This window comes from Sediminibacterium sp. FW305-C-269 (genome assembly GCF_058231045.1).
The window spans coordinates 582731-606409 of sequence record NZ_JBIQXQ010000001.1 but is presented as its reverse complement, the minus strand read 5'-3'; the positions used below and the strand labels follow the sequence as shown (position 1 = coordinate 606409).

General features: G+C 48.2%; 21 protein-coding genes. 13 read left to right on the top strand and 8 right to left on the bottom strand.

Going from position 1 to position 23679, the window contains the following annotated elements:
• The first annotated feature begins 87 nt into the window (after window positions 1-87).
• Both polA and ACH3Y6_RS02630 read left to right on the top strand, forming a co-directional pair.
• A complete protein-coding gene (gene polA, locus ACH3Y6_RS02635) occupies window positions 88-2928 on the top strand; it encodes a DNA polymerase I (RefSeq protein ID WP_490834019.1) in 2841 nt (946 codons plus the stop codon).
• Window positions 2929-2956: 28 nt separating this feature from the next.
• The gene (locus tag ACH3Y6_RS02630) at window positions 2957-3421 is read left to right on the top strand and encodes a nuclear transport factor 2 family protein (RefSeq protein ID WP_490834018.1); all 465 of its coding nucleotides are present in this window, start codon (window positions 2957-2959) and stop codon (window positions 3419-3421) included.
• A gap of 6 nt (window positions 3422-3427) precedes the next feature.
• Here ACH3Y6_RS02630 and ACH3Y6_RS02625 read toward each other — a convergent pair whose 3' ends face one another.
• Entirely contained in the window at window positions 3428-3754 is a 327-nt protein-coding gene (locus ACH3Y6_RS02625; RefSeq protein ID WP_490834017.1) for a hypothetical protein, read from the bottom strand.
• Between the two features lie 53 nt (window positions 3755-3807).
• Here ACH3Y6_RS02625 and ACH3Y6_RS02620 point away from each other — a divergent pair, with 53 nt between their 5' ends.
• Window positions 3808-4569, top strand: a complete 762-nt coding sequence (locus ACH3Y6_RS02620) for a sterol desaturase family protein (protein WP_490834016.1) — start codon at window positions 3808-3810, stop codon at window positions 4567-4569.
• On the opposite strand, the gene ACH3Y6_RS02615 is transcribed toward ACH3Y6_RS02620, so the two are convergent.
• From ACH3Y6_RS02615 to ACH3Y6_RS02595, 5 genes are all read right to left on the bottom strand, one after another.
• Window positions 4566-6017 carry a COG3014 family protein gene (locus tag ACH3Y6_RS02615; protein ID WP_490834015.1) on the bottom strand — a complete coding sequence of 484 codons (1452 nt, stop codon included), beginning with the start codon at window positions 6015-6017 and terminating at the stop codon, window positions 4566-4568. The two genes, ACH3Y6_RS02620 and ACH3Y6_RS02615, sit on opposite strands and share 4 nt — an antisense overlap.
• Window positions 6018-6053: 36 nt before the next feature.
• Window positions 6054-6638: a penicillin-binding protein activator LpoB gene (locus ACH3Y6_RS02610; protein WP_490834014.1), complete on the bottom strand. Its 585-nt coding sequence runs from the start codon at window positions 6636-6638 to the stop codon at window positions 6054-6056.
• A 46-nt stretch (window positions 6639-6684) separates the two neighbouring features.
• Window positions 6685-7077, bottom strand: coding sequence for a hypothetical protein (locus ACH3Y6_RS02605; protein WP_490834013.1), 393 nt, complete (start codon window positions 7075-7077; stop codon window positions 6685-6687).
• Between the two features lie 112 nt (window positions 7078-7189).
• Window positions 7190-7699: a DUF2480 family protein gene (locus ACH3Y6_RS02600; protein ID WP_490834012.1), complete on the bottom strand. Its 510-nt coding sequence runs from the start codon at window positions 7697-7699 to the stop codon at window positions 7190-7192.
• 110 nt (window positions 7700-7809) lie between these two features.
• On the bottom strand, window positions 7810-9900 hold the full coding sequence (locus tag ACH3Y6_RS02595; RefSeq protein WP_490834011.1) for a peptidylprolyl isomerase: 2091 nt from the start codon (window positions 9898-9900) through the stop codon (window positions 7810-7812).
• A gap of 587 nt (window positions 9901-10487) precedes the next feature.
• Between ACH3Y6_RS02595 and nadA the strand changes: the two genes are divergently transcribed.
• The gene (nadA, locus tag ACH3Y6_RS02590) at window positions 10488-11489 is read left to right on the top strand and encodes a quinolinate synthase NadA (RefSeq protein WP_490834010.1); all 1002 of its coding nucleotides are present in this window, start codon (window positions 10488-10490) and stop codon (window positions 11487-11489) included.
• 178 nt (window positions 11490-11667) lie between these two features.
• On the opposite strand, the gene ACH3Y6_RS02585 is transcribed toward nadA, so the two are convergent.
• Window positions 11668-12309 carry an START domain-containing protein gene (locus ACH3Y6_RS02585; RefSeq protein WP_490834009.1) on the bottom strand — a complete coding sequence of 214 codons (642 nt, stop codon included), beginning with the start codon at window positions 12307-12309 and terminating at the stop codon, window positions 11668-11670.
• Between the two features lie 314 nt (window positions 12310-12623).
• Here ACH3Y6_RS02585 and recA point away from each other — a divergent pair, with 314 nt between their 5' ends.
• The 9 genes from recA to ACH3Y6_RS02540 all read left to right on the top strand — a co-directional run bounded on the left by recA (window position 12624) and on the right by ACH3Y6_RS02540 (window position 22840).
• Window positions 12624-13634, top strand: a complete 1011-nt coding sequence (gene recA / locus ACH3Y6_RS02580; RefSeq protein ID WP_490834008.1) for a recombinase RecA — start codon at window positions 12624-12626, stop codon at window positions 13632-13634.
• A gap of 368 nt (window positions 13635-14002) precedes the next feature.
• Complete coding sequence (locus tag ACH3Y6_RS02575; protein ID WP_490834007.1) at window positions 14003-14962, top strand: 1-acyl-sn-glycerol-3-phosphate acyltransferase; 960 nt, start codon at window positions 14003-14005, stop codon at window positions 14960-14962.
• Window positions 14963-15006: 44 nt separating this feature from the next.
• Entirely contained in the window at window positions 15007-15459 is a 453-nt protein-coding gene (locus tag ACH3Y6_RS02570; RefSeq protein ID WP_490834006.1) for a methylglyoxal synthase, read from the top strand.
• Between the two features lies 1 nt (window position 15460).
• Window positions 15461-15964, top strand: a complete 504-nt coding sequence (locus ACH3Y6_RS02565) for a GNAT family N-acetyltransferase (protein WP_490834005.1) — start codon at window positions 15461-15463, stop codon at window positions 15962-15964.
• A 10-nt stretch (window positions 15965-15974) separates the two neighbouring features.
• A complete protein-coding gene (locus tag ACH3Y6_RS02560) occupies window positions 15975-17627 on the top strand; it encodes an amidase (protein ID WP_490834004.1) in 1653 nt (550 codons plus the stop codon).
• Between the two features lie 222 nt (window positions 17628-17849).
• Window positions 17850-20072, top strand: coding sequence for a transferrin receptor-like dimerization domain-containing protein (locus tag ACH3Y6_RS02555; RefSeq protein WP_490834003.1), 2223 nt, complete (start codon window positions 17850-17852; stop codon window positions 20070-20072).
• Window positions 20073-20095: 23 nt separating this feature from the next.
• Window positions 20096-21244 (top strand): esterase-like activity of phytase family protein, encoded by a 1149-nt coding sequence (locus ACH3Y6_RS02550; RefSeq protein WP_490834002.1) that lies wholly within the window; start codon window positions 20096-20098, stop codon window positions 21242-21244.
• Window positions 21241-21900, top strand: coding sequence for a peptidylprolyl isomerase (locus ACH3Y6_RS02545; protein WP_490834001.1), 660 nt, complete (start codon window positions 21241-21243; stop codon window positions 21898-21900). The genes ACH3Y6_RS02550 and ACH3Y6_RS02545 overlap by 4 nt, the downstream gene beginning before the upstream one ends.
• Before the next feature lie 364 nt (window positions 21901-22264).
• Window positions 22265-22840: a DUF4136 domain-containing protein gene (locus ACH3Y6_RS02540; protein ID WP_490834000.1), complete on the top strand. Its 576-nt coding sequence runs from the start codon at window positions 22265-22267 to the stop codon at window positions 22838-22840.
• 73 nt (window positions 22841-22913) lie between these two features.
• On the opposite strand, the gene ACH3Y6_RS02535 is transcribed toward ACH3Y6_RS02540, so the two are convergent.
• Window positions 22914-23654 (bottom strand): DUF2490 domain-containing protein, encoded by a 741-nt coding sequence (locus ACH3Y6_RS02535; RefSeq protein WP_490833999.1) that lies wholly within the window; start codon window positions 23652-23654, stop codon window positions 22914-22916.
• Window positions 23655-23679 lie beyond the last annotated feature (25 nt).

Genomic DNA, 23679 nt, shown 5'->3' with positions numbered 1-23679 from the left:
CGGAGATCCCGGAGGTTTTTTATTTCCCTGCCCGCCGCTCTTCCTAGTCCACTATGGACTATCACCTGCATTTACTACCTTAGCCCCATGGGTAAGAAACTATTTCTGCTAGACGCGCTGGCATTGATCTATCGGGCATATTATGCGTTGATCCGCAATCCCCGTATCACTTCCAAGGGAAGGAACACCAATGCACAATTCGGATTCACCAACACACTGTTCGAACTCATCAACAAAGAAAAACCCACGCACCTGGCGGTCTGTTTCGATACACATGCACCCACTGAGCGACATGTAGACTTCACCGATTACAAGGCCAACCGTCAGGAAGCGCCGGAAGATCTGTTGGATGCCATTCCGGATATCAAAAGGATCATAAAGGGGTTCAATATACCCGTGGTGGAACTGGATGGCTATGAGGCCGACGATGTGATCGGGACCGTGGCCTGGCAGGCAGCCGACAAAGGATATGAAGTATACATGGTCACGCCAGACAAGGACTATGGGCAGTTACTGATACACCCACATGTATATATCTATAAACCACCTGCATTCGGAAATGCGGAGGAGATCCTGACTGCAGAAAAGATCTGTGAGAAATGGGATATCAAACGCGTAGAACAGGTGGTTGACATGCTGGGCCTGATGGGAGATGCGGTGGACAATATACCCGGCATACCCGGTGTAGGAGAAAAGACAGCCGCCAAGTTGCTGAAGGAATATGATACGCTGGAGAATATCCTTGCCAACGCAGATAACATCAAGGGAGCTTTGGGAGAAAAAGTGCGGAACGGGATAGAACTGGCCATCGTCAGTAAAAAACTGGCCACCATCATCACCAATGTGCCGGTAGAATTCCACGAAGAAGATTATCGGCTGAAAGAATGGAATAAAGAGGCGTTGGTAGAAGTGTTCACAGAATTGGAATTCAAAACACTGGGTAAAAGGATCCTGGGCGATGAGTTCAACGCTTTTCATGCAGCTCCGCAATCTGTTCAGACAGACCTGTTCGGCAACAATGTTCTCTCGCAGGGAAAAAAGGAATCAGCGTCCAAAAAAGAAACTGCGCCCGTTCTTCTGGGAGAAGAAAGCGCCGGACTGTTGGCTGAGAAAAATATTCACAACACCGAACACAACTACCAACTGGTAGAAGGCAAACAAGCGATCGACAGTCTGGTAAAGACCCTGTTGGAACAGAAAGAAATCTGTTTTGATACGGAAACCACCAATATCGATGCTAACGATGCTGAACTGGTGGGCATGAGTTTTTCTTATAAACCAGGGGAGGCTTTTTATATACCCTGTCCTGCAGATCAAAAAGCTGCCCACAGCATCCTTGAGCAGTTTGATCCGTTGTTCAGTAATAAAGAGATCACCTGGGTAGGACAGAACCTCAAATACGATATGCTTGTATTGAAATGGTACGGAAAAGAGCTGGCCGGAAATATTTTTGATACCATGCTCGCCCATTATGTCATAGAGCCGGAAGGCCGGCGTAGTATGGATTTACTGAGTGCACAGTACCTCGGCTACGAACCAGTGCATATTGATGAGCTGATCGGCAAAAAAGGAAAGAACCAGCTGAACATGCGAGATGTGGAAGTGCATAAAGTAAAGGAGTATGCTGCTGAAGACGCCGATATCACCCTGCAATTAAAACAGGCATTCACACCACTGCTGAAAGAAAAAGAAGTAGAACGCGTTTTTGAAGAAGTGGAAAATCCGCTCGTACGCGTACTGACCGATATGGAATTCGAAGGTGTTAAGATCGATGTGGATTTCCTGAACGATTACAGCAAGGAACTGGAGAAAGATGCCAAACAGTTTGAAGAGAACGTATATGCTCAGGCTGGCGTACGTTTTAACCTTGCATCACCCAAACAGCTGGGTGAAGTACTGTTCGAGATACTCAAGATAGATCCCAAAGCCAAAAAAACAAAGACGGGTCAATATGCCACCGGCGAAGACGTATTACAGAAACTGGCCGCCAACAATCCGATAGTGGCCGACATCCTTGGTTTTCGCGAGTTGACTAAACTCAAAAGCACTTATGTGGATGCCCTGCCGGAAATGATCAACCGTAAGACCGGTCGTGTGCACACTTCGTATGCACAGGCCGTAGCAGTTACCGGCCGACTGAGCAGCAACAATCCCAACCTGCAGAACATTCCCATCAGAAGCGATAAGGGGCGCGAGATCCGTAAAGCCTTTTTGCCCAGAGATCATAAACACGTTTTGATCAGTGCCGACTACTCACAGATAGAACTGCGTATTGTAGCGGCCATCAGTGGTGACCCGAATATGTGCGAGGCCTTCAAAGAAGGAAAAGATATTCATACGGCCACAGCAGCCAAAGTGTACAACGTGCCAGAGTCAGAAGTCACCAAGGAAATGCGCTACAAAGCCAAGAGTGTGAACTTTGGGATCATTTATGGACAGGGTGCATTCGGACTGGCCGATAACCTGGGTATTTCGAGGACAGAAGCCAAAGAGATCATTGATAATTACAAAAAGGAATTTGTTGGCATCACTTCCTATATGGACGACACCGTCCGTTTTGCCCAGGCAAACGGTTATGTGCAGACATTGATGGGAAGGAAGCGCTGGTTAAAAGACATCAACTCTTCCAACTTCACCGTTCGGGGTTATGCCGAGCGAAACGCCATCAACTCACCCATACAGGGAACTGCGGCCGACATGATCAAACTGGCCATGATCCGCATCTATGATGAGATGAAAAAAGGAGACTGGAAATCCAAAATGATCCTGCAGGTACACGATGAATTGGTGTTTGATGCCGTTAAAGAAGAGGTGGATGACCTGAAAAAACTCATCATCGATAATATGACACACGCTATGATCCTGCCCAACGGAGTTCCGGTAGAAGCGGAAGTGGGTATGGGCAGCAACTGGCTCGAAGCACACTGATGTCTTATTAAACACAGCAAAATACACCATGACGAACGAACAGACCATACAACGGTTTTACACCGCATTCCAGCAGTTGGATTATGCCACCATGCAGGCCTGTTACCATGATGAAGCGGTTTTCAACGATCCCGTCTTTGGCCTGCTGGATATCACAGAGACCCGCGCCATGTGGGAGATGCTGTGTAAACGTGCCCGGGATTTTTCGCTGGTGTATGGCAATATCCGGCTACTGGATGAGGAATATACCACCTGCGACTGGACCGCATCCTACCTGTTCTCAAAAACCGGCCGCAGGGTGGTGAACCGTGTAACGGCGCATATGCGTTTTAAGGACGGGTTGATCATTGAGCACACAGATGCTTTTGATATCTACCGATGGTCAAGACAGGCTTTTGGGTTGACGGGCCTGTTATTTGGATGGTCCCCCTGGATGAACCGTAGCATACAACGTAAAGCAAAATTGGGTTTGCAGCAATTCATGAACAGCTGAGCCTTGCTACATCATAGCAAACAGGAGAAAAAATATTTCAAGTAAAGCCATGATCAGCACGAGCCTTCGCCAGCTTCTCCGCAGAAACGAATCCCTGACGAGGGTTCGGTTTTGTAAGATGAAGTAAAGAGCGGCAGAAGCCAGTACCAGTAAAACCAGTTTCTGATAAGCTAAAGAGGTTTGAAAAAAAGGAAGTACGGATGTATACAAGGTCTCCATTTCCGACATTTCCTTTCCCTTACTGGTGGCATCGATCATGAACCACCTGGTGATGGCATAGGCCGCCGGGAGCACCAGAATGGTGGAAACTGGCAGAAAAGACCTGTTTTTCATAGGTTTAAGTTAACAAAATCCCGCCTCTTTTTTATCTTGTCCTATATTTAAACATGAACTGGACCTTCTTTTTCCAGAGTAGCTGGCTGATCGGCGGGCGTTATTTCATGATAGCGGGCTTTGCCTTTTTACTGTTTTATGTACTCTGGCGTAACCGATTCTTCTACAAAAAAATCCAGTTGCGTTCTCCCCGTTATTCAGATTACGTGCGTGAGATAACCTACTCAGTACTTACCATCTGCATCTTCTCCTTCGTTTCTGTCATCCTGTTTAAACATCCACAGGTGGCTCCGCATACCACCCGGTACTATTCGATAGAAACATACGGGTGGGTGTATTATTTCCTCGCTTTCCCTCTCATGCTCATCATGCACGATACCTATTTTTATTTTACGCACCGGCTCATGCACCACAAAGCACTGTTCCGGTGGTTTCACCTGGTGCATCATAAGTCCACCAACCCATCCCCCTGGGCCGCTTATGCTTTTCATCCGCTGGAAGCCATTGTGGAAGTGGGCATTGTGGTGATATTCATGTTCACCATACCGATACACAAGACACACCTCCTGATCTTTTTTCTCATCATGATCATTTATAATGTATACGGACACCTGGGTTATGAATTATATCCAAAGGGATTCAGTAAAACGGCCGTTGGTAAATGGCTCAACACATCTGTTAACCACAACCAGCACCATCAATACTTTACCGGAAACTATGGGCTCTATTTCCTGTTCTGGGATCGGGTATTGGGTACAGTAAGAACTGATTATGACCAGCGATTTGAAGAAGTAAAGTCAAGAAAGCGTGCTTAGTGGTTCACCGACCAATTATAAAACTGCAGGTTACCTTTCCCCTGGATCATGATATTCTTGACATTACGCCCGAGTTGAAGCGAAAGTTGGTTGTTTCCTTTTTGTAAAGGTACCCGTACATAATGGATCGTGGCGGGTAATGATTGCCAATTACGGGTATCTGCTTTTTCGGTGGCTGTATTGAAAAGATTCACCAGTAACCCTGCGGTAAGCGCAGCTGTTTCTGCATTACGCTCTTTTTTCCTGTCGTCTTTTTCTTTACTGCTGCCTTTGGAAATTTCTCTGGCCAGGGCCGATGCACCCGCTTCTGTGAGCTTCTTGGTGATCTGCCTGGTAAGTGCAGCGGTCACTTCTTTCAGGATCCTTTCTTTCAGGATCTCTGGTGCAAGCGTGTTAAGGTCTTCCGCTAATTCAGCTGTGAATTTCAGCCCGTTAACCGTAACGGCAGCTTCAGCAAAAGGATAGACCCTCGGTGTATACGAAGGAACCGCCACGCGGATGGTCCTGAATTCATTCAGCCGCGAATGGTTCGGCGAGATCCGTGCTGCTGAAAAATCTACCGGCACATTAAAACTTCCATACTGGCTATTGAACAGGAAAACGCCATTGCCATTACCCTGCTGCATCAGCACAAAATTCTGTTCTGTTTTTTCCGGAACCATTCCCCTTTCAAAAAAAACGATGAGTTCCCCACCTTCCTCAGTGGCTGTTGGTTGGTAATTGCGGTTCAGTTTACGTTGGTATAGTTCGACCATATCAGAAAAACCCATCTGGCTGGCCGTTCTCAGAAGATCGTTCTTCAATTGCTCCGGCATTCTTACCCCATAATAATCAGGGCCCTGGGCAGAAAGGAACAGGTCTGTGGCATTCCGGTAAGAGATGAAAGCATTGTTGATCTCCCCCGCCGCCTCGTAGACCAACCCCTGGACGATCAGGGCAAAAGCATCCTCGGTATAGCGGTCGGCATTGGGCTTGAATTTATCCTGCTGTGCCTGCGTGCTCAGCGTGATCCTCCTGGCTTCCACCACTGCTTCGGATACATCGCCCTTGTACAGGTAGTTCAGCGCTTTATAATAATGCAGGAGGAAACGTTCAAAATCTTCACCCAGGTAGGTCTGCATCATGGGGTTCAACAGGTTGCCCACTATCGCATCACCCAGTGTTTTCTTTTTCTGTTCTATTAAATCGTCGGCAAGATTCAGGTAAAGATTACTGCTGTCGTAGGAACCCAGCAAGTGATAAACCTTCCCCTTCTCCATATAATACAACAGCCTGTTCTTGTCATTTTGCAGCAGGCTGTTCTGTTCCAGCAGGCTCTTGGCTCGGTAATAATCTGCCTGGCCAATACTGTTGTAATAGCCCGACATCTTATTATTGTAGGTAGCGCAGGAAAATAAAACGGGCACACATAGCCATGCTATCCATGCCCGTTTCAGTGTCTTCTTCATGAGAGAGGGGTTTCAGCCGCGGTAAAATACCGGTCCTTAGTTCTTAACCATTTTTGCAATCTTTTTTTCACCGATCCAGACCACTTCATTGGTCTCAATATTGGTGAGCTCAAGGTTCACCTGGTAAGTAACCGTTTTCTGGCGCTTATATGCATCAACGATCGAGTTGATGCTTCCCTGCAGGATATAATCGGCTCCTTTTTCCAGTCCAAACTTCTTCATCGTGCTCTGAGAGGCATTGGTCTGCTGGTCGGCCTTTTCAGCGCGCATTTCTTCGCGTTTTTTTCCACTCTGCACCAGTCCCACTTTATCTGATTCAATGAAAGCGATCTCCAGGTCTTTCATGAAGGTTTCCGCTTCAATATGTTCATGACTCTTATTGGTGATCATGCCTACCATCACCACGGGTTTTTTTCCCTTGGCGCTGACGTGGTTGATAATCCACTTCTCATTCAGGATCTGGCTGGTAATCTCTTTTGCAGTCAAACGACTGTCTGTATTGTTCCAGTTCCCGCTCAGGTCGATCTGTGTAGCAGGATCGATGCGCGTAACCGTACGGTTGGAACAGGATACAAAAAACAGGGCTGTGGTAACGGATAAAACTAAAGCTGTACGTTTCATAGATATTTCCTTATTGCGTTTGTATTAGGTGTGATAGGCGGTCAGGTCAAAATCCGAACCACCAGTTACCGGACCGGAAACCGATAAACGGGCGACTGATACCCCAGCGGTTCCAGTTGTATGGATTGTAGGCGCCATATCCATAACTGTTCCAGCCGTATGGGTAACCAAAATTCAGAGAGGGGGCTATCAAGGCCGATTGTCTGCGGTAAGACCGTCTTTCTGCCCGGCGTTCTTCGCGGGCCTCTCTCCAGTCGTAAGCCTTATACGTATTCTGTATGGTGGTATTGGCCCAGCTCAGAAGAGAATCCTTCTGGTTCATGTATTTCTGCTGGCTGATCAGGTAATTCGGATTCTGGTCTGGCAACAGTTCGCCACTTTGTGCCTGTGTCATTGTAACCAGCAAAACGAAGAGAATGGGTAAAATTCCACGTTTCATAGGAACCTCCTTTTTGTTATCAGTAACAAAACTAATACCAATTCCGCATCCGGCAGATCCGGAGCTGTTAAAACGGGACGACTGGTCAAAATCTGCCATAAATGGCAGGGTCTCAGGCTTTTTTCTTGTAGATCGGAACGGTGCTGCAGGGCTCACCATACATGATGCTTTTTACAAAAGGCCTGAGTTTATTGGTGATCTCCACATACGCTGTTTCCGGAATATCAACTTCACCGCAACCTTTTACCACAACACGCTGGTCGGTATAATCCTCCCCTTTTACAGCAGCCAGGTTTTTCAGCAACAGGGTACTGACCAGTTTCTTCTCGTCACCAAACACCACTTCTTTGGCAAAGGGTTGCAGGTAACTGGCCACCAGCATATAGGCCCACATGGGAATGATGGCGTCGGCCGTACAGGTAATGGCCACATAAGCATCCTGGTAAGCCGTCCAGTCGGTACTTTGTAATGCGGTACGAAAATCCTTTTCTTTCAGGATCAGGCCCATGAACAGGTATTCTTTCAGGTCAAAGGTCTTGATCTCGCCTTTCGGATAATATTCTTCCAGGTCAAAGCTGACCAGCCCGCTTTCCGCTACTTTATTCACAAAGGTCTCACTCATGAAGTATGCTTTACGCTGTAAAATTACAGATATCCCGGTGCTTTTGTTTTCGGTATCCGTAAAACAAAAGCCCGGCCATAGTGCCGGGCTTCAGAAAAGATATCATTCTGTTAATAGAACTTAGCTCGGTTATCCTTGATGCTGGCCGCTCTTTTCAGCGCATCCAGTCCACGGTAAGAAGCCATTTTAGCACTCTGGATCAGGCTTTGTTTAATGGTTGCCTGGTCAACCGCTTCTGTTTTAGCTCCGGTTGTCTCAACTTTAATAGAGAAAACACCCGTAGCGCCAGCAATCGGTTCACTGGCTTTGCCCACCAGGGTCTTATTGAAAGCGGCTCCCACGATCTTGGGTTCGCTACCTACGCCACTGATGAAAGGAGCAGTAAAGCTCAGGCTGTCGGCACGTAATACCGGTGCACCCGTGCTGCTGGAATAAGCTTCCAGTGTATTGCCCTTGAATTTGGTTTCGATAATCTGCTTGGCTTTTTTCTCATTCCTTACGATGGTTTCAACGGTAGGCCTAGCTTCAGCAGCAGAAGCCAGTCCGGCTTTGTTCACAGCGCTCACAACAGCCACCACAAATCGGTCGCCGATCTCGAAAGGTTCAGAAACCTCACCGGTTTTGTGTTCGTATACCCAACGAACCAATTGGCGGCTCTGGCCCAGTCCGGTCACGGCAAAGTCATTCTGTTTGATATCGTTTGCATTCAGTACCTGTCTTCCGTCTTTCAGAGCATTGGCACTGAATTTTTTAGCGTCTTTACTGGCAACAGCAAACTGTGAAGCGGCAGTATTAGCAGCAGAAACGGTTTCATTGCTGGCAAAAATGGGTTTGGCCAGGTAAGCGATTTTATAGGCCGGTGCGTTGTTCTTCTGGCCCAGGATCTCTACATAATGATAACCGTAATCGGTTTTAACTACCCCTTTTGATCCAACCGGATTATCGAATACATAATCATTGAAAGGGATCACCATTTGTCCCTGTGGGAAATATTCATACACACCACCATTGTTCTTGCTGCCACCATCATCAGAATATTTGGTGCACAGCGCACCGAAGTCGGCACCAGCTTTGATAGCAGTCTGGATACTGTCAATAAGCTTCTTACCCAGGCTGTCCGGACGAACCTGCTGACCGCTTCTGGGGTCTGAAGTAGCGACCAGGATATGGCGAACCTTAACACTGTCGGGCCACTGTTTTACACCCACCATTTTAGCCAGCACATAATTGGATCCATCCACATAAGGACCGTATACGGTTCCTACCGGAATACGAACCAGTGTATCCTTATTAAGCTGCTGCATACGGGCCTTGCTGAAATAACTGTTATAGTAAGGCACTTCGCTGCTGTTCTTGTTCAGGAAAGCTTCTACATCAGTAGTAGCGGCAAATTCATTTTTCAAAGCCTGTACCTGGTTCAGTACAGCAGCTGAATCAGAACTGCTTGGTGCGGAACTGTAGGTAACATATGCAATATTGCGGGTTTCTTCCAGCTTGGTATATTCGTTCGGATGTTTCTTCACATAAGCGTTGATTTCTTCATCGCTTACTTTGGCCATGCTATCAGAAACTGCAGCATAAGGAACGTATACATAAGAGAAAGACGTGACCGCATTATTATCAGCCTGCTGTTTTTCCAGCATCCATTTGGGCGCGTAGGCTGCCTGCATCAGCAGGTTCTGGTATTTATTACGTAATGTCTGTTCAATAGAGGGATCGATATATACGCTGTTAATCATTTTGATCTGTTCAGCATTCTTACTTTTCTTGATCTGCGCAAAAGCTTCACGGGCATTATTGGCCATGAACTGACCGGTATTGGGATCGGTAAATTCATTTTTAAGAGGAGAGTTTTCACCGAATAAGATATCGGTCAGTTCTTTCGGAGATACCTGCAAACCCAGTTTCTCGTATTCCTGGTTCAGAACGATCTTCTCAACTGCCTGGTTCCAGGTAGAACCGATCAGTTGTTCGCGCTGGGCACCTTGTGGTCCGTACATACGCTCCTGCATGGCCAGCTGCTCTTCAAAATCGCCACGCTCTATACTTTTACCATTTACTTTACCGATGACGCTGGTATTGGAAAAAGCTCTGCCGCCACGGCCAACACCGTCCTGCAGAATGAAAGCGATCAGGGCCAGCGCAATGATACCAAATACGATCCACGCACCTTTGTCACGAATACTTTGAATTACAGACATAATACTTTTATTAATGTTTTATCCCGGATTTAAACGGGAGGCAAAAATAGGGGAATAAAACATTAGAACAAATTGTGGATAACAGGGTTAAGTCTAAGAATGACAAGGATTCCGGGAACAGGGTGCCAAAAGCTTCCGGAACCGAATCAGCCCTATACCCGGGAATTTACCAAAGCCGGCAAACAGATTTCCACATAACCCTGTTTATAACCCCAAAAATCGGTGGAGAAATCAGTTTTTTACCCTGGTGATTGTGGAAAGAACTGGAATAAACTCTCCCGGATCATATTCGATAACTGGTTGAGTCAGAATTCACTTGCTGTTTATCCCTGTTAATTCACAGTGCCGTAAAAGTGGATAGTGAAAACAGGGTCATGTGAATTAGCTAATCCACCCATGTTCATAAAACACCTGGAATCAATACAGAATGCAAAAATATCTGTGGATTATATTGTGAATTACGGTGAATAAACCAAGGGTAATTACCTTTGACATCTGGGGATAAGTAAGTTATCCCGATATCCACAGCTGTAATAATAGTAGTTTGTTTTAATAAAAAGGTATTATTTAATACTATTACAAGTCTTATGAACATCAATAACGATAGTATTTTAGAAAAAGGATTTTTAGACATAGAAATTGATCCGCGTCTGGATTTATTTGCCGAGATTGAGCGCCTAAAGAAAGAAAAAAATGCGGTCATACTCGCCCACTATTACCAGGAACCCGATATACAGGATGTGGCAGATTTTATTGGCGATAGCCTTGGGCTGGCGCAACAGGCCAGTAAGACCGATGCTGACCTCATCGTATTTGCCGGTGTACACTTCATGGCCGAAACAGCCAAGATCCTGAACCCCACCAAAAAAGTGGTCTTGCCGGATCTGAAAGCGGGTTGTTCACTGGCTGATAGTGCGCCTGCTCCTTTGTTCAAAGCTTTTAAAGACCGATATCCCGATCACCTGGTCATTTCCTATATCAACTGCAGCGCAGAGATCAAGGCCCTGAGTGATATCATCTGTACCAGCAGTAATGCCGAAAAGATCATTGAAAGCGTACCTAAGGATCAGCCCATCATATTTGCACCCGATAAGAACCTGGGTGCTTATCTCAATAAAAAAACAGGCCGGAACATGGTGTTATGGAATGGCGCGTGTATGGTTCACGAGATCTTCAGCCTGGAAAAGATCACCAAATTGAAGGTACGTCACCCGAAAGCCAAACTGATCGCTCACCCGGAATGCGAGGATTCTGTACTGGCCATTGCTGATTATATCGGCAGTACCACACAGTTGCTGAAATATTCAGAGACCGACAGCTCGCAGGAATATATTGTGGCCACAGAAACCGGTATTCTGCACCAGATGCAGCATAACAGCCCCAATAAGACCTTCATACCCGCGCCGCCTAACAACAACTGCGCCTGCAACGATTGCCCGCATATGAAGCTGAATACACTGGAGAAACTCTATCTCTGCATGCAGTACGAGCAACCGGAACTGGTGATGGATGAGAACCTGCGTTTACAGGCTAAAAAATCCATCGATCGTATGATGGAGATCAGCCGCAAAGCGGGATTGATAGGATGATGATATTGTATACCACGGAGCTTGTCTCTGACCTTTAGTGGAGCGTAATTTTTAGCAGGAATCAATGGGCAAGTGAATGGTGAGTAGTCAGTAGGTAGTGAAAGGGGTAGTGATCACTACCTACTGACTACTCACCATTCACATTTCATAACTGTTACCCACTCACGATGGTAACCACTCAATCCTCAATACCCGGTTGAACAAGGGTATTTTTTGACTGCTGCAGTAAGGAACGGAGGTTTTTAAAAGTCTGCACCAGACCCTTCGCAGAAAAGCTATTGATGATCCAGGCAGGTAATTCGCCACCAGGATCCACGAGTAATACATATTCAGCCCTCACTTCCTTCTGACCAACAGGAGTCAGCGTCCATTTTCCGTTAGATTGAATGATACGCACCCGCCTGGGATGAAGCGGTTCCCATCCGCTTACATTGTTGGCGTTGATGGTCACTACTTTACTTGTTACATCCTGTATGATCTGTATATGAGATACAAAATCGCGGTTGGTGGCCGGCCAGGGAAAAATCACTTCACTGTAATAATACAGTTCAGAAGGTGAAACCTGTTTTAATAAACGGGAGCCACGACTATTGTATACCCAACTATCATAACGCGCCACATCAGCGATCACACCGGTGATCCTGGATAGGCTGGTGTTAAAAACAGCTTCCAGTTTCACTGCATTGATCCTGGAATCGGGCATTTTTCGCGACCAGGTTTTGATTCCATCCTGTTCTCCCGTCAATTTCCAGTTTTCCTGTGCCTGGCACAGAAAGGAAATAAACCCGATACAACCCGTCAATAATAGCTGTTTCAGCATATATAAATTGGATAACGAATGAGCGAAACCAACTGCAAGGTAAGAGAGCCGGAGAAACAGTGTTTTCGCTTGCCCCGATTTAACAATTACGGTTGCTGCATTCATACCGTTAAAAAACCCTTCAGGAAAGGTATTTATACGATTGCCGGCACAGTGGTGTTCCCCTATATTTACCGAACCAGGAAGTCCTAAACAGGCACAATAAGGGATAAACTAAATACGTTAGTAAAAAAAATACTAAAAAAATTAGTGTGTATAAGAAAAAACAACTACTTTTACGTTCCCATTAATTTTGACCCTTAAATTCTAAGACAATGAGCAATGCAGAAAAACTAAAGGCGCTGAAGCTGACGATCGATAAGATCGACAAAGACTATGGTAAGGGCAGTGTGATGATGATGAACGAGAAGAGCCAGGAACCGATGGAAGTGATCTCCACAGGTTCTATCGGGCTGGATGCCGCGCTGGGTGTGGGTGGTTTGCCAAAAGGAAGGATCATTGAAATATACGGTCCTGAATCTTCGGGTAAGACCACGATTGCTATTCATGTGATTGCAGAAGCACAGAAAAAAGGCGGTATGTGCGCCATCATAGATGCTGAACATGCATTCGACAGTTCCTATGCCCAGAAACTGGGTGTGGATGTTGATAACCTGCTTATATCACAACCCGATTATGGAGAACAGGCCCTTGAGATCGCCGACAGGCTGATTCTTTCCGGTGCACTGGATGTGGTGGTGATCGACTCTGTAGCGGCACTGGTCCCAAAAAGTGAACTGGAAGGTGAAATGGGCGACAGTAAAATGGGACTGCATGCCAGGCTGATGAGCCAGGCCCTGCGTAAGCTCACCGCCACTATTAATAAGACCAATACGATCTGCATATTCATCAACCAGCTTCGTGAGAAGATCGGTGTCATGTTCGGTAATCCCGAAACCACCACCGGGGGTAATGCATTGAAGTTCTATGCTTCCGTTCGACTGGATATCCGCCGTATGACGCAGATCAAAGATGGCGATGCAGCCGTGGGTAACCATGTTAAGGTGAAAGTGGTGAAGAATAAAGTGGCGCCACCGTTCCGTGCTGCTGAATTCGACATCATATTCGGAGAGGGAATCAGCAAACTTGGCGAGATTATTGATATGGGTGTGGAACTGGGTATTGTACAGAAAAGCGGCTCCTGGTTCAGTTATGAAAGCAACAAACTGGGTCAGGGGCGCGATTCCGTTAAGGGCCTGCTGCACGATAACCCCGAACTGGCCAATGAAATTGAAGCTAAGATCAGGGCCAAAATATCTGAAGTGAAGCTGGCAACAGAAGCCTAAAATTTTTTTAGATGGGTTAGTTAGTAGAACCACCGCAGGGATGCGGTGGTTTTTTGTATACAAAAAAGAGGATTTTTGCCCCCGAATTAGATATTTTCTAAATATAAACAGAGAATATCCTTTTAATCGACTAATATTTTCATTCGGTGTGTATTTTTTTCACCGCAGAGCCGCGGAAGGGCAGAGAATGCGCAGAGAAAACCCACCGTGTCTTTGCACCTCCGCGAGCAGTTCCTCGTGAGTGGTCAATGGTGAATAGCCAATCAGGCACTTTTAAATGACAACCTGTCTGCCCGGCTGGTCGGGTTACAAATTCTCCACCAAGCTTCCCGGCCATTTATTATATTGAGGAGATTAATTTTCAGGTATTGCTCTACTCCCTGGTTAAAATATTCGTCCGGCTGGCTTTACAGATCTTCTGCACAAGGATCACGGTAACGGGTAAGCGTTCGTTGGGAACTGCCGGTCCCTTGCTGCTGGTGGCCAATCATCCCAATTCTTTCCTGGATGCCATCATTATCGGCGCCCGGTTTCCCAGGCCGGTCCATTTCCTGGCCAGGGGCGATGCCTTTCATAAACCCTGGCACAATATCCTGCTCCGCCTGCTCAATATGATACCTGTATATCGCCTGAGTGAAGGAAAAGAGAACCTGCACCTGAACGAAGAGGCTTTTCGGCGGAGCACAGAGATACTGGCATCGGGCGGTATCGTCCTGATCTTCATAGAGGGCATCTGCGTGAACAAACATGAACTGCAGCCCTTCAAAAAAGGAGCAGCCCGCATAAGCTGGAACAACCGAAACCTGCCGCAATTTTCAGTGCTACCGGTGGCCATCGGATATGATTCTTTTGTTTCTTTCGGTAAAGAAGTATTGATACAGCTGGGAGACCCACTCTTCCCCGATCGGCTTTTCCCTTTTTCCGACGAGGCCCGCAACCTGCAATATTTTAATAAACGTTTGTCGGAAGAGCTGCTTCCCATGATCGAAATACCCGCCGCAACACCGGGCGCACCGGTTTTACAGACGGCTCTTTCTTATTTTGCCGCTGTGCCGGGCTGGCTCATACATGCGCCATTGTATTATCCACTGAAACACCTGATCCGCCAAAAAACGACCGGAACGGTCTTTTATGATTCGGTGCTGTTCGGTTCCCTGTTACTGCTCTATCCCGTCTACCTGTTTTTGCTGTGTTTATTTTGCCTGCAACTGGGTGCCAGTCCTTCGTCGGTATGGCTGTTTTTCCTGCTCGCACCGTTTGCTGCTTATGTCACGGTTCGGTCCTCCAGGAATTTTTCTGTGAAGCGTGCAGAACCGGTCATTTTATAAACGACGGTTACCTTACCTTCATACCAGGTATCAATCATAAAAACATGTCTCAGATCAAAATACTCGGCAAACGCAAAAGGATCGCCCTGGTGGCGCACGACCATAAAAAATCAGACCTGCTGGAATGGGCCAAACACAACAGTGTGCAATTGGCCAAACATGAACTGTTCGCTACCGGTACCACCGGTCGTTTACTGGAAGAAACGCTTGACAGGCCCGTTAAAAAACTGTTGAGTGGCCCGCTCGGCGGCGACCAGCAGATCGGCGCCATGATCGCCAACGGCGAGATCGATATGATGTTCTTTTTCTTTGACCCCATGGAGGCACAACCGCACGACAGTGATGTAAAAGCCCTGCTGCGCTTATGCGTAGCCTGGAACATACCCATGGCCTGCGACCGCGCCACGGCGGACTTTGTGATGACCTCACCGTTCATGCACGAAGAGTATACCTGCACGCTGCCCGATTATGGTGGCTATCTAAACCGCAAGATCTGATATGGAGACAGTGATACTGCGCCCCTGGCAAAAACAGGACGCACAGGAGCTGGCATCGGTGGCCAATAACCGGCAGATCTGGAACCAGGTTAGGGACGCATTGCCCAGTCCCTATACCGTGATGGATGCATTACAATGGATCGCACATGTGAATACACAGCGACCTGTGCTCAATTTCGCCATCGTGTACAACGGGAAGATCGCGGGCAGTATCGGCGCCACGCTGCAGACAGATATCTCGCGCCGCAACATAGAGATCGGCTATTTTGTGGGACAACCCTACTGGGGAAAAGGCATCGCCACCGAAGCGGTGAAACAACTGGTACAATTCATCCATACCCAAACAGATATGGTGCGTATAGAGGCGCACGTATTTGCATCGAACAAAGCTTCCATGAAAGTGTTGCAGAAAAACGGTTTTCACCTGGAAGCCATACACCGCAAAGCTTCGTTCAAAAACAACGAGCTGGTAGATGATCATCTCTGGGTAAAATTCACTTCCTAAAACAACTGTTATGAAAAAAATTGTCTTTGCCTTGCTGTTATTGAGCACCACATCGGGTTTTGCCCAGGACAGCCTTACCAAAAATGACCTTCCTGCTGCATCCCGCCTGATCGATGTCAGTTTTACGCAGCAGGAGATCGACAGTATGTATGATGGTGTTAAGGAGAATATGTTGCTCTATCGCCTCATGCATAAGAAAGCACTGAACAATTCTGTACCCATGAGTTTGTGGCAAAGCCCTGTGTTGCCGGGCATGCAGTTCAACGAAAAACAGGAAAAGCAGCAATGGAAAATACCCACTAAAGTAAAACTGCCGGAAAACAGGAGTGAGCTGGCATTTTATAATATCCTGCAACTGGCATCGCTCATCAAGAACAAACAGATCAGTTCGGTGGAGCTTACGAAGTTTTTCATTGACCGTATCCGCCAATACGGAGATACCTTACAATGTGTGATCACGGTCACCGAAGAGATCGCTATGCAGCAGGCGCAGCGTGCCGATGAGGAGATCGCCGCAGGAAAATACCGCGGACCCCTGCACGGCATCCCGTATGGATTGAAGGACCTGTTTGCCGTAAAAGGTACCCGCACCACCTGGGGCGCCGCACCCTACCGCAACCAGGTGATAGAACAGGATGCATTCGTATACACACAATTACAGAATGCCGGTGCAGTACTGGTGGCCAAATTTACCCTGGGTGCATTGGCCATGGGCGATTATTGGTATGGCGGAAGAACCAAAAATCCCTGGAACCTCTTAACGGGTTCATCGGGCTCTTCTGCGGGTTCAGCTTCTGCAACCGTGGCCGGACTGGTACCCTTTGCCATCGGTACAGAAACCTGGGGTTCCATCGTGTCGCCGGCTTCTACCTGTGGAGCAACCGGTTTGCGACCCACGTTCGGCAGGATCAGTCGCAGCGGCGCCATGACCCTGAGCTGGAGCCTGGATAAAGTGGGTCCTATCTGTAGAAGCGCCGAAGATGCGGCTGTGGTGTTCAACTATATACACGGTACAGATGGGTTAGACCAAAGCGCTGTTACCAAACCCTTCAACTACAATGCAAAGGCCGACATCAAAAAAATGCGCGTGGGTTATGCCAAGAATTATTATGACCGCATCACCGATACCACCCGCAGTGAATGGAAAGTGCTGGAGACCTACAGACAAATGGGTGTGGAACTGGTGCCGGTGAACTTCCCGGACAGTGGCCAGTATCACTATGCCATCATGGACATTGTGATCGGCGCCGAATGTGCAGCGGCCTTTGATGATTTCACACGCACGAACCTCGACGATGAAATGACGCGCCAGGGAAAATATGACTGGCCCAACAGTTTCCGCACATCGCGTTTTGTACCTGCGGTGGAATACATCAATGCCAACCGTCACCGTTACCTGCTCATGCAACTGGTGAACGAAACCATGAAGGAGGTAGATGTGCTGATCTGCCCCACCCGCGGCAGCGGCAACCAGGGTGCCATCACCAATCTGACGGGGCACCCGGTGGTTTGTATGCCCACCGGTTTCGATAAACGCAGTAACCTGCCCACCAGCATCACCCTGATCGGAAAACTGTACGACGAAGCCACGATATTATCCGCCGCCAAAGCCTACCAGGATGCCACCCAATGGGACGAAATGCACCCACCCATGTTTCGGTGATCTTTGGCGCGTTGGCGTATTGACGTATTAGCATGTTGGTGGTATTTGATCACTCACTCACCACTACCTACTCACGACGCAGCACTTTGGTAGGGACTGGTCTGGGCGTATTGTGAGACGCTCAACGATCATCAGTGTAATTAGCACATTACCACATTGGCTGATTAACTCATTCGCTCAATTCCGTAAATTGCTGCATCAATCAATCCCAATCTTATTACCATGAGAAGAGTTATTGTTTGCGGCGTCATTGCCGCGCTGGCTTTTAATGCCCCGTTGTCGGCACAAAAGACCCTGACCGGTTTCACTGAGCGATCGGCTGCTGAACAGAAACAGCTGGAACAGAAATTCGATGCGCAACTGAGTGCCGCAAGAGTAGGCCAGGCCATCAAGGACCTGTCGGCCGTACCACACCATGTGGGCTCTGCAGGCGGAAAAGCTGTTGCAGAAAATATTCTGAACAAGTTCAAAACCTATGGATGGGATGCCAAACTGGAGACCTACCAGGTATTGTTTCCCACACCCAAGACAAGGGTGCTGGAAATGCTATCACCTACCGTATACAAAGCGTTACTGAAAGAACCTGCGCTAAAAGAAGATGCCACTTCTGACCAGGCAGACCAGTTGCCCACTTACAATGCATGGAGTGCGGATGGCGATGTTACCGGTGAGCTGGTTTTTGTGAACTATGGATTGCCACAGGACTACGAAGTGCTGGAGAGCCTGGGCATTGATGTGAAGGGAAAGATCGTGATCGCCAAGTATGGCCGTAGCTGGCGCGGCATCAAACCCAAAGTGGCGCAGGAGCATGGGGCCATCGGTTGCATCATTTATTCAGATCCCAAAGATGATGGTTACTACCAGGGTGAAGTATATCCGAAAGGCGCATTCAAGAATGAATATGGGGTGCAGCGCGGGTCCATCATGGATATGGTGATCTATCCCGGCGATCCTTTAACACCCAATATCGGTGCAACAGAAAATGCTAAAAGACTGAACCGTCTCGAAACACCCAACCTGCTGAAGATACCGGTATTACCCATCAGCTACCACGATGCCAAGCCATTGCTGGAAGCGCTGGAAGGTCCCGTGGCGCCGGCAGAATGGAGGGGTGCCTTGCCATTCACGTACCATGTGGGTCCGGGTAAGAGCAAAGTGCATTTGAAAGTGGATTTCGACTGGAAATTACAACCCGCGTATAATGTCATTGCAAAGATCACCGGCTCACAATATCCCGATCAGTGGGTCATCCGGGGTAATCACCACGATGCCTGGGTCAATGGCGCCAACGATCCCATCAGCGGTGCCGCTGCCTTACTGGAAGAAGCACAGGCCATCGGCCAGCTGGTAAAAACCGGATGGAAGCCCAAACGCACATTGGTGTATTGCGCCTGGGATGCAGAGGAACCCGGACTGCTCGGCTCTACCGAATGGGTGGAAGACCATATCAGCGAACTGCAACAGAAGACCGTGGTGTACATCAACTCAGACGGCAATGGCCGCGGGTTCCTGGGTGTGGAGGGATCACATGCGCTGGAGACACTGGTCACAGAAATCAGCAAGGACGTCACCGACCCGCAGACAAATGTTTCTGTATTCGAACGCGTAAAGGCCAATAACGCTGTGAACGCTGCCACCGCCAAGGCCAAAAAAGAAGCATTGGCGAAACCCACCTTCAAAGTGAATGCCATGGGTTCGGGTTCCGACTATTCCTCCTTCATCCAGCACGCCGGCATTCCTTCTCTGAATATTGGCTATGGCGGTGAGGATGATGGCGGTGAATACCATTCCATCTATGATTCATACGATGACTACAGCCGTTTCAAAGACCCGGGTTTCGTCTATGGTGTAGCACTGGCCAAAACAGCCGGACGCGCAGCTTTGCGTATGGCCAATGCCGAACTGCTGCCTTTTGATTTCAGGAGCCTGCACAAGACCGTGAGCGATTATGTGAAAGACCTGCTGAACCAGACAGAACAAATGCGCGAGAACACAGCTGCAGAGAACGAACTGATCCGCGCCAATGGGTATGCACTGGCCAACGATCCCACCGAGAAAAAGAAATTGCCACAGGCAAAAGCCGAAGTGCCTTACCTCGATTTCTCTCCCATGCTGAATGCGTTGACCGATCTGGAAAAGACCACCGAACAACTGGCAAACGCCTGGAGCAAAGCGGTGAACAATCATGGTAATACCGAAGCCTTCAACAAAGCCCTGTACCAGGCCGAGCAGCAACTGCTTACCACCAACGGACTGCCACGCAGAAGCTGGTACAAACACACATTGTATGCACCGGGCTTTTATACCGGTTATGGCGTAAAGACTATCCCGGGTGTACGTGAAGCCATTGAACAGCGCAATTGGAAAGAGGCACAGGAGCAGATCACCGTGGTGGCCGCTTCCCTGCAAAAACTTTCTGCTTACCTGCAGCAGATCGCACAGTAATTTTGCGTGCAGAAGCGCCCAATATGAAACAAAGACGATTTTTAATATACCTGGTAGCAGCTATGGCTGCTACCAGTGTTTTTGCACAGGCCCAAAGAACCAAAAGCACCTTTCCCATAAGCGCTTTGCGACTGATCGGCGAAAAAGAGATACCGTATAATCTTTCTTACCAGGGAACCACGGTCGGCGGTTTATCATCCATCGACTACGACAGCAGGACCGATCTGTATCACCTTATTTGCGATGACCGTTCAGCCATTAACCCGGCGCGTTATTACACGGCAAAGATCTTCTTCACGGAAAAGGGTGTTGACTCTGTGGTCCTGCTGGGTGTGACCACCCTGTTGCAGCCCAATGGCAAAACCTATCCCAATGCCAAAGAAGATCCCGCGCATACGCCTGACCCCGAAGCCATGCGTTATGATCCGCTGCGGAAACGTTTTGCCTGGAGCAGTGAGGGCGAAAGGATCATTCGCGGAAAGGATTCGGTATTGCAGAACCCATCCATCCATCTGATATCACCCGCAGGTAAGTTCATCGACAGTTTTCCCCTGCCTGCCAATCTTCGCATGCAGGCCATAGAAAAGGGACCCCGACAAAACGGTGTGCTGGAGGGCATGAGTTTTACCCGTAATTATCGCAGCCTGTTGGTGAACGTGGAGGAACCCTTGTACGAGGATGGTCCGCGGGCAGACCTGTCCGACAACCAACCCTGGATCCGCATCTATTGTTTTGATGTGGCCAGCAAAAAGAACACGGCGCAGTATGCCTACAAACTCGATCCCGTTGCCTATCCCACCACACCAGCCGGCGCATTTATGGTGAATGGGGTGCCGGATATACTCTCGCTGGATGACAGGCAACTGATCGTGATGGAACGTTCTTTTTCTACAGGCAGGTGGCCCTGCACCATCAAACTTTACCTGACCGATCTGTCAACCGCCGGCGATGTGCGCAACAATGTCTCACTCCGCAAGCACCCGCCTGCAAAACCACTCCGCAAAAAACTCCTGCTGAACATGGATACGCTGGGCATGTATGTGGACAATGTGGAAGGCATGACACTCGGCCCCATCCTGCCCAACGGCCACAGAACACTGGTGTTGGTGTCCGATAACAATTTCAATCTTGCAGAGAAAACCCAGATGTTTGTATTCGAAATCATCCCATGAGCCATCAAATCCCATCTCTGCGCAACCTCTCCGCTCTCCCTGCCTCCGCGGTGAAAAAAAGCTCGCTACGCAACCTGCTTGTTTTTCTCTCGCTGCTTGTTTCCCTCTCAGCCTGTCAGCAAAAACAAGACCCCAACAAACCGCGCATCGAGATACAGACATCAAAAGGGGAAATTCTCATAGAACTCTACCCGCAACGGGCACCCAAGACCGTGGCGGCGTTCTTATCATACGTGGATTCCGGTTATTACTATAACAGTAATTTTTACCGTGCCCTCACCATGGACAACCAGCCCTCCAATGCACCCAAAACGGAGCTGATACAGGGAGGCATCTGGAAAACCAATAACAAACTGGCCGTACGTATTCCGGGTATCCCACATGAAAGCACCGAGCAGACCAAACTCCTGCATGATGAAGGCGTACTCTCACTTGCCCGGGCAGAACCCGGAACAGCGGGCACCGAATTCTTCATCTGCCTGAGCAAACAACCCGGTCTGGACCATGGCGGCGAAAATGTGCCCGACAGGCAGGGTTATGCCACATTCGGTAAAGTGGTGAAGGGTATGTCGGTAGTAAGAAAGATCTCCCGCCAAAACGAGAACGACCAGTATTTCTCACCCCCCGTGGCCATCTACAATATTGTAAGGAAATAACGTGTTGTGTTATTAGAAAACGACCCACGCAGGATGTCCGATGAAAATTTACCAATCAGTCCCTGTGGACGTCCCGCAATGCGGGATTTGGGTTCGGTATCGAGCGAAGCGTAGATAGATCAGATCATGCGAAGCAGATCTGATCAGAGGCCAAAGCAGTCCGGGAACAGGGACGGGGCCCAGCGGCCCTGAGCGGCACGAACCCAAACCATCAGCGTGATCGCGAAGACGCAAAGGCTTAGCCAATACTCCCTGCACCCAGGGTGGAACATCAACGCTTTCACAAATATTTATCTGACACGCTTTCAATCCGGCACACACATTGAACGGGTACTATTATCAGTTCATCCCTAAAGCAATGGATATGAAAACGATGCCATGGATAACAGGCGTCCTGATGAGCGTAGTACTGCTAACTGCCTGTGGTAGCGTTGCCCATGTACAAAAAGACAATAATGTAGATATGTCTCGTTACAAGACCTATGCATGGGTAGCGGGAACCCAGAAAGACAGTGTGACAGAAAAACCCAGGATAACCGATCTCTCGAACCAGAAGATCCGGGAAAGCATAGATCGAAACCTGCAGTTGAATGGCTGGACACTTTCGAAAAGCCAGCCTGATGTATTGCTGGTATTCGATGTGGATATCCAGCGTGAAACCCGTTTGGTGAACGATCCGATATATTCTTATCCTACTACCCGATGGTTCTTCAGTCCGTATAGCCGCAGGTATGTGCCGGTGTATTATCCTTCGCAGTTCATCGGGTATGACAGGCGGAGAGAGACCTATCGCGAAGGAACACTGACCATTACGGTAATGGATGCCAAAACAGAAAAGACCATCTGGCAGGGCTGGACCGTTTCAGAAGTGGATGGTCGCCGTTTATCGGATCACCAGATAGAAGAAAATGTAAAAGCGATCCTGAAAAAACTGAAATAAGGGGCTCCCCCCTTTTTGTTTCCTATAGTCCGGAGGCCGCCCAAGTTGGGTGGCCTCTGTGTTTTATGGACTATTAGAAACCTAAGTTCTGAAACAGCGAAACCCGTAACACATTGGTATTGGTGTAAGCGGTACCGCTACCGTTTTCCTGGAAAATATTGGTGACACCAAATACTAGGTTATCGTGCCGGTTAACGGCATAACTGAATCCGAGGAAAATGCGGTTCTGGTCGAACAAGTGGTTATGACCATTGGGCGAATAGTAGAGATAAAGCTCATTGCCCACGGCAAGTGCCAAACCATGAGGCACAAATCCTTTTTTGTTTAGGGATACCTGGTAAAAAAGATTGTACCTGAGTTTATGGGTGAGGGTATAGTCGTCAGATGCTGTATGGCTGTCAATAGCGCTGTTCCTGAATTTCTGTTCGGCACGGATCCATTGCATCAGTTTTGTTTTCTGGCGTATGTGATACCATTGGTATTGCTCCCAGCCGAAATGTTCCTGCAGGGCAACACCGGGGTGGTTCTCGCCCGGAAACAGATCGGTAAAGCCATAACCAGCGGTGAATTTGTTGTTCCGGTTATTATAGTAAGTGGCGGCCAAACGAAAACTGGCCTGCGAGAAGCCGTTGAAATAATGATCTGCCGAGTGGATCTCTGCATCTACCCAGAGACCAAAATGTTTGGAAAAGCGGATCTGCGGAAACCAGCCGGCCCAGGCCTGCTGTTCGTAACGGACAGGTTTGGATTGTGCGTGAGCGAAAAAAGTCGTACACGACAGGATAAAAAGAAGAAACAGTTTTCTAAGCAGCATGCAGTTCTGGGGTGGCAACCAAAAA

Coding starts and splice junctions, on each gene's coding strand:
- ACH3Y6_RS02545 (WP_490834001.1), top strand. CDS start 21,241: ATGAGCCATCAAATCCCATCTCTGCGCAACCTCTCCGCTCTCCCTGCC.
- ACH3Y6_RS02625 (WP_490834017.1), bottom strand. CDS start 3,754: ATGAAAAACAGGTCTTTTCTGCCAGTTTCCACCATTCTGGTGCTCCCG.
- ACH3Y6_RS02535 (WP_490833999.1), bottom strand. CDS start 23,654: ATGCTGCTTAGAAAACTGTTTCTTCTTTTTATCCTGTCGTGTACGACT.
- ACH3Y6_RS02555 (WP_490834003.1), top strand. CDS start 17,850: ATGAGAAGAGTTATTGTTTGCGGCGTCATTGCCGCGCTGGCTTTTAAT.
- ACH3Y6_RS02540 (WP_490834000.1), top strand. CDS start 22,265: ATGAAAACGATGCCATGGATAACAGGCGTCCTGATGAGCGTAGTACTG.
- ACH3Y6_RS02565 (WP_490834005.1), top strand. CDS start 15,461: ATGGAGACAGTGATACTGCGCCCCTGGCAAAAACAGGACGCACAGGAG.
- ACH3Y6_RS02620 (WP_490834016.1), top strand. CDS start 3,808: ATGAACTGGACCTTCTTTTTCCAGAGTAGCTGGCTGATCGGCGGGCGT.
- ACH3Y6_RS02595 (WP_490834011.1), bottom strand. CDS start 9,900: ATGTCTGTAATTCAAAGTATTCGTGACAAAGGTGCGTGGATCGTATTT.
- ACH3Y6_RS02605 (WP_490834013.1), bottom strand. CDS start 7,077: ATGAAACGTGGAATTTTACCCATTCTCTTCGTTTTGCTGGTTACAATG.
- ACH3Y6_RS02610 (WP_490834014.1), bottom strand. CDS start 6,638: ATGAAACGTACAGCTTTAGTTTTATCCGTTACCACAGCCCTGTTTTTT.
- ACH3Y6_RS02585 (WP_490834009.1), bottom strand. CDS start 12,309: ATGCTGAAACAGCTATTATTGACGGGTTGTATCGGGTTTATTTCCTTT.
- polA (WP_490834019.1), top strand. CDS start 88: ATGGGTAAGAAACTATTTCTGCTAGACGCGCTGGCATTGATCTATCGG.
- ACH3Y6_RS02600 (WP_490834012.1), bottom strand. CDS start 7,699: ATGAGTGAGACCTTTGTGAATAAAGTAGCGGAAAGCGGGCTGGTCAGC.
- ACH3Y6_RS02550 (WP_490834002.1), top strand. CDS start 20,096: ATGAAACAAAGACGATTTTTAATATACCTGGTAGCAGCTATGGCTGCT.
- ACH3Y6_RS02570 (WP_490834006.1), top strand. CDS start 15,007: ATGTCTCAGATCAAAATACTCGGCAAACGCAAAAGGATCGCCCTGGTG.
- ACH3Y6_RS02560 (WP_490834004.1), top strand. CDS start 15,975: ATGAAAAAAATTGTCTTTGCCTTGCTGTTATTGAGCACCACATCGGGT.
- nadA (WP_490834010.1), top strand. CDS start 10,488: ATGAACATCAATAACGATAGTATTTTAGAAAAAGGATTTTTAGACATA.
- ACH3Y6_RS02630 (WP_490834018.1), top strand. CDS start 2,957: ATGACGAACGAACAGACCATACAACGGTTTTACACCGCATTCCAGCAG.
- ACH3Y6_RS02615 (WP_490834015.1), bottom strand. CDS start 6,017: ATGAAGAAGACACTGAAACGGGCATGGATAGCATGGCTATGTGTGCCC.
- recA (WP_490834008.1), top strand. CDS start 12,624: ATGAGCAATGCAGAAAAACTAAAGGCGCTGAAGCTGACGATCGATAAG.